7 protein-coding genes are annotated in these 8,491 nt (G+C 69.2%); 1 reads left to right on the forward strand and 6 read right to left on the reverse strand.

Annotation, left to right across the window (positions count from 1 at the left end; translation table 11 throughout):
• Positions 1-469 precede the first annotated feature (469 nt).
• Positions 470-2,209: an IS1182 family transposase gene (locus WA805_RS09420; protein WP_424558947.1), complete on the forward strand. Its 1,740-nt coding sequence runs from the start codon at positions 470-472 to the stop codon at positions 2,207-2,209.
• Positions 2,210-2,615: 406 nt separating this feature from the next.
• Here the strand turns inward: WA805_RS09420 and WA805_RS09425 are convergent, their stop codons facing one another.
• The 6 genes from WA805_RS09425 to WA805_RS09450 form a co-directional block, all read right to left on the reverse strand.
• Positions 2,616-3,185: an NADPH-dependent FMN reductase gene (locus WA805_RS09425; protein ID WP_425242148.1), complete on the reverse strand. Its 570-nt coding sequence runs from the start codon at positions 3,183-3,185 to the stop codon at positions 2,616-2,618.
• A gap of 86 nt (positions 3,186-3,271) precedes the next feature.
• Positions 3,272-4,684 (reverse strand): 3-oxoacid CoA-transferase, encoded by a 1,413-nt coding sequence (locus WA805_RS09430; protein WP_422284461.1) that lies wholly within the window; start codon positions 4,682-4,684, stop codon positions 3,272-3,274.
• Between the two features lie 38 nt (positions 4,685-4,722).
• Entirely contained in the window at positions 4,723-5,649 is a 927-nt protein-coding gene (locus WA805_RS09435; RefSeq protein WP_422280160.1) for an alpha/beta fold hydrolase, read from the reverse strand.
• Positions 5,650-5,656: 7 nt separating this feature from the next.
• Positions 5,657-6,772: a 5-methyltetrahydropteroyltriglutamate--homocysteine S-methyltransferase gene (locus WA805_RS09440; RefSeq protein WP_422280158.1), complete on the reverse strand. Its 1,116-nt coding sequence runs from the start codon at positions 6,770-6,772 to the stop codon at positions 5,657-5,659.
• A 10-nt stretch (positions 6,773-6,782) separates the two neighbouring features.
• Positions 6,783-8,024 (reverse strand): acyl-CoA dehydrogenase family protein, encoded by a 1,242-nt coding sequence (locus WA805_RS09445; RefSeq protein WP_422337550.1) that lies wholly within the window; start codon positions 8,022-8,024, stop codon positions 6,783-6,785.
• Positions 8,025-8,210: 186 nt separating this feature from the next.
• On the reverse strand, positions 8,211-8,491 hold a 281-nt coding region (locus tag WA805_RS09450; RefSeq protein ID WP_425239312.1), incomplete at its 5' end, for a response regulator transcription factor.

Genomic DNA, 8,491 nt, shown 5'->3' on the forward strand with positions numbered 1-8,491 from the left:
CGACTTTGACGGTGCCGAACGCTGCCAGGTCTGTGGTCGTGTCGACGTAGACGGCTTCCAGTTCCCCGATCTTGTGACCGTCGGGATCAACGACGTCGTGGCCGCGCCACTCGCGGATATCGGCCGCTTCGAACATGCCGGCCTTCCTCTCCGCAGCACCGTCCGCCGCTGAAGGCGGTTCAAGACGATGCCGTATACCTCCAGTCTAGCCCCGCCGGGGCGCGCTCTCGTCCGCCAGGAACGTGCCGCTGCGCGGCAGCAGCTTCCGCTTAGGAGGTCGTCTCACCTGCGGGGCTATGCTGCCGAGCGCCTGGTCACCGCATCCCGTTAAGTCTCGCGCACAAACCCGATCCTGGTGGCTTATTCACGGCGTGCCGGTCGATGTCCTCGATCCGGGGTGTGACGGTGGCCATGATGCTGCTGCGGCCGCTGTTGTTTTCCCTCGTCCTGGCTGCAGAATGGGCATGTCATGTCGATGCAGCCTGTCCCGTGGCCGGACCCGGATCCCGTGGTCGCGGCGGCGATCGGGGCGATGTACGGGTCCCGGAAGACGGAGCCGCCGCTGGCGGTGACCGTCCGGGACCGGCTGGGCGAGTGGCTGCGCGACGAGGAGTTCGCGGGCGCGTTCGGGGTCCGGGGACGCCCGGGCTGGCCGCCGTCGCGGCTGGCGCTGGTCACGGTGCTGCAGCGGGCCGAGAACCTGACCGACCGGATGGCCGCGGAGGCGGTCCGGACCCGGCTGGACTGGAAGTACCTGCTCGGGCTGCCCCTGGAAGACCCGGGGTTCGACCACTCGGTGCTGCCGGAATTCCGGGCGAAGGTCGCGGACGCGGAACTGGAGCAGGTGCTGCTGGACGCGCTGCTGGAGCGCCTTGCCTCGGACGGGCTGGTGAAGGCGGGCGGGAAGCAGCGCACCGATTCCACGCACGTGGTCGCGGCGGTCGCGGAGCTGAACCAGCTGGAACTGGCCGGGGAGAGCGCCCGGGCCGCGGTCGAGGCCCTGACGGCTGCGCACCCGGGCTGGGTGGCGGCTGCCCTGCACGTGAGCGAGTGGACGCGGAAGTACGGCACCCCGGTCCCCGGCTGGCATCTCCCCGCCTCGAAGAAGAAGCAGGACGAGCTCGCCGTCACCTACGCGAAAGACGGGCACGCGCTGCTGCGGGCCGTCTATGACAAGGCGTCGCCCTCCTGGCTGGCGGAACTGCCCGCAGTCGAGACGCTCCGGAAAGTCCTGGTCCAGAACTACACCCTGGTCATCCACGCAGGCGGGCGGGAGGTGGTCAAGCGGCGGGAGAAGCAGCCTGAGGGCGACGGGATCCCGCCCGGCAGATACCGGATCGCCTCCCCCTATGATGCCGACGCCCGCTGGGGCGCCAAACGAGACGAGAGCTGGCTGGGCTACAAGCTGCACGTCACCGAGACCTGCGACGACGCCCCGCCCTGCGGCTGCGCCGGCCCCGGCCACGACGGGGACTGCGGCGCGGCTGCGTTCCCGAACCTGGTCACCTGCGTGGCCACCACCAGCGCCGCGGTCACTGACACCGAGATGACCGGTGTCATCGACGACGCCCTCGCGGCGAAGGGCCTGGCACCGGGACGGCACTACCTCGACTCCGGCTACCTGTCCGCCGGCCGTCTCGTCGCGGAGGCCGCCCGGCACGGCATCGCGCTCATCGGGCCCCTGCAGGCCGACACCTCCGCCCAGGCCCGCGCCGGCCAGGGCTACGCCCGCGCGGACTTCGCCGCCGACTACGACGCGCAGCAAGTGACCTGCCCGCAGGGGAAGACGTCCTCGTCATGGTCGCCGTGCTCGCAGTACGGCAGGGACGCGATCGTGGCCATCTTCGCCCGCTCCGACTGCGAGCCCTGCCCGGCCAGGGAACTGTGCACCAAGGGCAAGAAGCGCACGATCACCCTCCAGCCCCGCGCAGTCGCCGAGGCCCAGGCCGCGCTCCGCGCCGCGGGAAACACGAAATCGTTCCAGGCCGACTACGCCCGCCGCGCCGGCATCGAGGGAACCATGCACCAGGCCGCCAGCCGCGGAGCACGGCGAGCCCGCTACCGCGGGCTGAAGAAAACCCGCCTCGACCACGCTTTCATGGCCGTCGCCCTCAACCTCCTCCGGCTGAACGCCTACTGGAACGGAAACCCGCTCGACCGGACCCGAACGAGCCACCTCGCCCGCCTCGAACTCAGCCTCGCCTCATAGCCAGCGAATAAGCCACCAGGATCCACTTAGGGCGCAAAACGGTACGTTTCATGTCCGTTTTGTGGTGGTTTACCGGTGCGTTTCGCGCCCTAAGTCATCCGCAAAGGCCGCGGATGCCCGTCGCCTCCCACCCCATCCTGCCTATGTGTGTAGTTCCGGGGCATATAGCCCCGGAACTACACAACTAAGCCCGGCAGGCTGGAACTTGGTGACATATGGTGATTTGACGGTTGCTCAGCGTATAAGTTACGCTACGGAGCTAAATGGTCACGGAGACAGTATGCCGGACCATCGTCTCTCGGAGAGCGCATATGACCACAAGCAACCCGGTCCACCGGCGGAACGGCGCGGTGGACACCTGGACCAGCAACTCCGCCCGCGCCCACCGCGGGGACAATACCTGGGGCTAGGCCCGCAGCGAGCGCATGGACTCTGTCCACCGCAGGAGTTCGTCCAGCATCGCGGTGGCCGAGGCCTCCATCGCCTCGGTCGGCTTGAGCCGGCCGTCCTCGTCCAGATGCGAGTGGACGAACGGGATATTCACCGCCTCCATCATCGGCATCATCTTCAGCGCGGTGAGGACCTGCTTCAGCATCTGCGCGGCCCGGGTCCCGGCCGCGACCCCGCCGTAGCTGACGATCCCGGCGGGCTTGTGCTGCCACTCCCCGTGCAGGTAGTCGATGGCGTTCTTCAGCGCCGCGTTGAACCCGTAGTTGTACTCCGGGGTCACGAAGACGAACGCGTCCGAGTCCTCGACGAGGGTGCTCCAGTCCTTGGTGTGCTGGTGGACGTACTGGTGCAGCCGCGGGTGGTTCGGCTCGTCGAGGATCGGCAGGTTCACCTCGGCCAGGTCCGTGACCTGCACGTCGAAGCCGCCGTGCTCCCTGGCGCGCTCGGCGATCCAGTCGGCGACGGCGGGTCCCACCCGGCCGGGGCGGGTGCTGCCGATGATGATCCGCAAAACGGGCTTGGCCACGCGTGACCTCCGGAGAAGTTAGTTCGCATATAACAAGTACCAAAACGATACCTGACGCGTCAACCAACTCAACAGGTCGGGTATTCCTAGAGCCACGCCTCCTGCATCACGCCGACAGGGTCGGCAACGTCGACGCTCATGCCGGTCATTGACAGCACCTCATCGACCGTGAACCCGGCCGCGATCTCCTCGAGCGTGAACCGGCCGGGATCGCGACCGCCCCGCGACGGCCGGCGCAGCAGCGCCAGGTCGGTGATGATCGCGTCCACGCAGTTCGGCATGGTCAGCGGGAACTCGCACCTCTCGACCAGCTTGGGCCGGCCGCGCGAGTCGCAGTGCTCTAGCGTGGTGAACACGTGCTGCGCGCCGGCCGCGAGGTCCATCGCCCCGCCGATGCCGCCGCCGATCATGCCCGGCGCCGACCAGTTGGCCAGGTCGCCGTTGGCGCCGACCTGGTACGTGCCGAGGATGACCGCGTACAGCCGCCCGCCGCGCGCGATCTCGAACGACGTCACCGAGTCGAAGAACGACGTCCCGTCGCGGGTCGTCACGAACATGCCCCCCGCGTCGTGCAGGTCGGGGTCGAGTTCCTCGTCGGTCGCGAACCCGCCGTAATTGAGCAGGCCGTTCTCCGCGTGCAGCACGACCGGCCGGTCCCGTACCCAGTTCGCGACCTGCACCGGCAGCCCGGCGCCGAGGTTCACCACGGAGTTGTCCGGCAGCAGCGCGGCCGCGCGCCGCCCGATCTGCTCCCGCGTCAGCGCGGGCTTGCCGAGGTACTCCTTCGCCGACGAGGGCGGCCGGTTGGCCCGCTTCGGCAGGTTCCTGATGTCCATCCGCACGGTGATCGGCACCACCCGGGTGACGAACACGCCAGGCAGGTCCACGTCCTCCGGCGCGATCGCCCCGGTCTCGACGATCTCCTCGGCCTCGACGATCGTGACCCGCGCCGCCTTCGCGAACGACACGTTGAAGTTCTGCGATCCGCCGCGGAACACCACGTTCCCGAAGTGGTCCGCCTGCTGCGCCCGGATCAGGGCGAAGTCCGTGGTGATGGCCCGCTCGAGCACGTAAGGGCGCCCGTCGAAGTACCTGATGTCCTTGCCCTCGGCGATCTCGGAGCCGAAGCCGGTCGGTGTGTAGATCGCCGCGAGTCCCGCGCCGCCGGCCCGCATCCGCTCGACCAGCGTCCCCTGCGGGACCATCTCCAGCGTCATCTCCCCGGCGTCGATCTGCTTCTCGGCCTCGGAGACCACCCCTGGCCGGGCGGAGAAGCAGGTGACCAGGTGCGCGATCTGATGGTTTTCCGCGAGCACGTGACCGGTCGGGAACCCGGGCTGGCCGAGCCCGTTGCAGTAAACGGTCAGCCCCCTGGTTCCCTTCTCGGCCAGCGCCGAAATGAGCGTGGACGGATACCGGTGCGACAGGCCGAACCCGGCGATGCCGACGCTCGCCCCGTCCTCGATGTCGGCGATGGCCTCGGCGGCCGACGCCATCACCTTGCTCAACGGGCTCCTCCTGTCCTCGATGCCTGCGGCTACGTGTGCTTGACGATCCAGTCGGTGAGCAACGCGGCGACCTCCGCGTTGTTCTTCTCCAGCATCATCGCGTGCCCGTTGCCGTGCAGGCCCAGGTCAGCGAGGCGCAACTCGTCAACGGATGCCCCGCACTCGCGCAGGTACTCCGCGGTGGCGTGGCAGGACGGCTCGAACCCCGAGCATGGCGACGACACCACCGCGACGGGAATGCCGCCCAGCTTCGCGTCGCCAGCGCCCGGCCCGTACGACACGGGCACCGCCGTCAGCCCGTACGTGAAGTCCCCGAGCACCGGGTGCTTCATGAACGGCGGCCCGGACGTCTCGATCGCCACGAGGGCCTTGACCAGGTGCGGCCGCTCGGACAGCGCGAACCACCCGAACGCGCCGCCGAACGAGTGGGTCAGCAGCACCGACGGCCCGATCCTGTCCAGCAGCCCGACCGCGCCGTCCCGCATGTCCTCGTGCGCCCGCACGAGGTCCGGCGGGAACGGCTCCTGCCAGGCAAGGAACGTCGCGAGCGCCGGGTCGTCCCGGTCGCCGCCGCCCGGCCACTGGGTGTGCTCGGGCAGCCCGGGCGGCGACGGCGCCGCGAACGTGGCGACAAAGCCCTCGTACGCCGCCGGCGGCCCGATCGGCCCGTAGATGTCCGGGTGGTACGGCGACCGCCCGAGCCCCGGCCGGTCGACGGTGTACACCGCGAACCCGTCCCGCAGGAAGATGGTCGACCACCCCGCGCGCCCGTCCGGGGTGGTGAGCATGTCGAGCGCCTGCCCGCCGCCGCCGTGTACGAGGATCAAATTATCCCGAACGGAAGGTGGTGACTGATACTGCACATGCGTTCCGGCCACACTGGTGCCGGCCGGTCCGGTGTGCGTCCGCAGCCCGGTGAAGAAGTGCCCTTGCTCGGCGATGACCAGGGGTTCCATGACGCCGTTATCCCCAGATCTCCCGGGCGGTAGCGACCAGCCGCTCCAGCTTGGCGCGCTCCTCGCCGATCGTGAGGGAGTTGCCTTCCACCGTGGAGGCGAACCCGCACTGCGGCGAGATGCACAGCCGGTCGATGTCCACGTACTTGGCGGCCTCCTCGACGCGCCGCTTGAGCGCGTCCGCGGACTCCAGCTCAGGCGTCTTCGTGGTCATGACCCCGAGCACCACGATCTGGTCGTCAGGCACGAACCGCAGCGGCTCAAACGTCCCGGACCGCTCGTCGTCGTACTCGAGGAACAGCCCGTCGACCTTGAGCCCGCCGAACACGCCCTCGGCGACGAAGTCGTAGCCGCCGGAGGAGAACCACGCCGACCGGTAGTTGCCGCGGCACATGTGCACGGTGACGGCCATGTCGGCGGGCTTGGCCGCCAGCGCCGCGTTGATGACGGCCACGTTGATCTCGTGCTGGCGGTCGGGGTCGAGGCCGGTCGCGCTCGCGTTCGCGCGCCAGGCCGGGTCGTTGAGGAACGCGAAGATCGTGTCGTCGAACTGGAGGTACCGGCAGCCGAGCTCGTACAGCGCCGCGACCTCCGCCGCGTAGGTCGCGGCGACGTCCGCGCGGAACTCCTCCACGTCGGCGTACGGGGACTTCGACAGGTCGGCCCTGAAGTGCGCCATGCTGGGGGAGGGGACGGTCAGCTTCGGGGTCGCGGTCGTGACGGTCTGGGCGAGGAACGCGAAGTGGTCGCCGAAGATCGGCTGTTCCAGGTGCACCTTCCCGGTGATCTCCGTGACGTTCGGCGTCCAGCTGATCGCGCCGTCCTTGCGGTAGACGGGCAGCGGCGCGCCGAGCGCGCCCTTCCTGATCCCGGGGATCGCGTACAGGAAGTCGGAGTGCCACTGCTCGCGGCGGAACTCCCCGTCGGTCGCCGATTCCAGTCCCGCGTCCTCCTGCAGCTTTACCGCGTCGGTGATCGCCTGGTCCTCGGCCGCGGTGAGCTCGGCGGCGTCGATCCCGTCGGACCGTGCGGCGAACGCCGCCCGCGCCTCATGCAGCGCGGCCGGCCGCAGCAGGGACCCGACGTGGTCAGCGCGGAACGGCGGTGTGGCGCGTCGTGCCAAGAGAGTCTCCTTAGAAGAGGTTGTCCGGCAGCCCGAAGTGCATCCGCGCGACCTCGGCGGCGACGACGTCGTGGCGGGCCGAGATGTGCCCGAGGTAGATCGCCGCGTCCCGGAAGTGGCGCTGCATCGGGGCGCCCCGCTTGGCCGCCGAGGAGGAGGCGGCGCCGAACAGCTCGTTCGTCGCGTCCACCGCCATCCGGGAGGCGACCTGGATCATCGAGTACATCGCGGCGTCGTCCTCGCGGGTGAACGGCTCCCCGGTCCGGTACCAGCGCTCGGCCAGCTCGTTGTACCGCTCACCGCACTGGAAGATGATGGCCTCCGCGCAGTCGATGAGCGCCCGCGCCTGCCCGTAGTGCCGCTGGTACTCCTCGACCGTGTACCTGGGCACCTGCGGCGCGAAGTAGGTCTTCTTGGTGCGCAGGGTGTGCTCGTACTCGTGCATCGCGCCCTTGGCCGCGCCGATCACCGGGATCACCAGGCCCGCGTGGTACATCGCGTAGATCCGGCCGCAGAACATCGGGTCGTCGTGCAGGTACATGCCCGGCGCGGCCTTCTCGGTGTTGTGCGTCCAGTCGCCAGAGCAGGTGCAGTGCTCGGGCACGAACACGTTCTCCACCCGGACGCTGTTGGAGCCGCTGGAGTTCATCCCGATGATGTTGCCGTTGCCCCAGTCGTCGAGCACGGTGACGTTCTCGATCGGGGTGCAGATCGTGAGCAGCCCGTCGGACTCCCGGCCGGGCACGAGCGAGTTGCACATGAAGTGGGTGGCGTGCCCGACGCCCGAGCAGTAGTCCCATTGGCCGTTGACGATGTACCCGCCGTCGACCGGGGTGGAGGTGCCCATCGGGGCGGCCCGGTGCGGGCACTTGAAGTTCCCCGTCGGCCCGAGGATCTCGAGCTGCCCCTGTTCGGGGAACCACGAGCCAATGCCTTGCGCGTGGTGCGCGCCGAGGCACAGCCCCCAGGCGGTCCCCGCGTCGCCTTCGGCCACCGCCATGATGACCTTCCAGTAGGTCAGCATGTCGAAGGCGTAGCCGCCGAACCGTTTCGGCTGCAGCATCCGGTAGAAGCCGGCCTCGGTGAACTTGGCATCCAGCTCGGCGGTGTGCTTGCCGGTCCGTTCGGCCTCGTCCGCCTGCGCGCGAACCTCGGGAATCAGCGCCTTGGCGCGGGCAATGATCGTCTCCGGCGTCAGCCCCGGTTCGGGTGCCGGGAACTCCGCCGGTCGGGAAACAGTCTCTTCTGGCACACTAACGAGCCTGATACCTCAGCCCGCCGTACACAAGCACCTCCCGCCAGCTGATACACCCGTTGTCTTGGCGGACACAACTCCCGGAGACCGCTTGTGGCCCCGCCCAAAGCCGCCTCGCAGCGCTGCGATCCAATAAGCACCCATATGTTCGCCGACCCGGACGACCCTGCGCATCCTACGGAGTCAGCCCGGCGCGCGCGCCGCCGCCTCGTCCTCGGGGAGCAGGCCATGCTGCACCGCGAACAGTGCGGCGCCGGCCCGGCTCGAGGCGCCGATCTTGGCGTAGATGTGCTCCACATGGTTGCCCGCCGTCTTGGGCGTGATCACGAGACGCTCGGCGATCCGCTTGTTGGACATGCCCCGGGCAAGCAGAATGAGCACCTCGACCTCGCGGGCGGTCAGGCCGGCGATCGCCTGCCGGCGGCGCGGCAGCCGATGGCCGGCCGCCTCGAGCACCGCATCGA

Origin of the sequence: Trebonia sp., from assembly GCF_049794275.1 — a bacterium.
Classification (GTDB): domain Bacteria; phylum Actinomycetota; class Actinomycetes; order Streptosporangiales; family Streptosporangiaceae; genus Trebonia.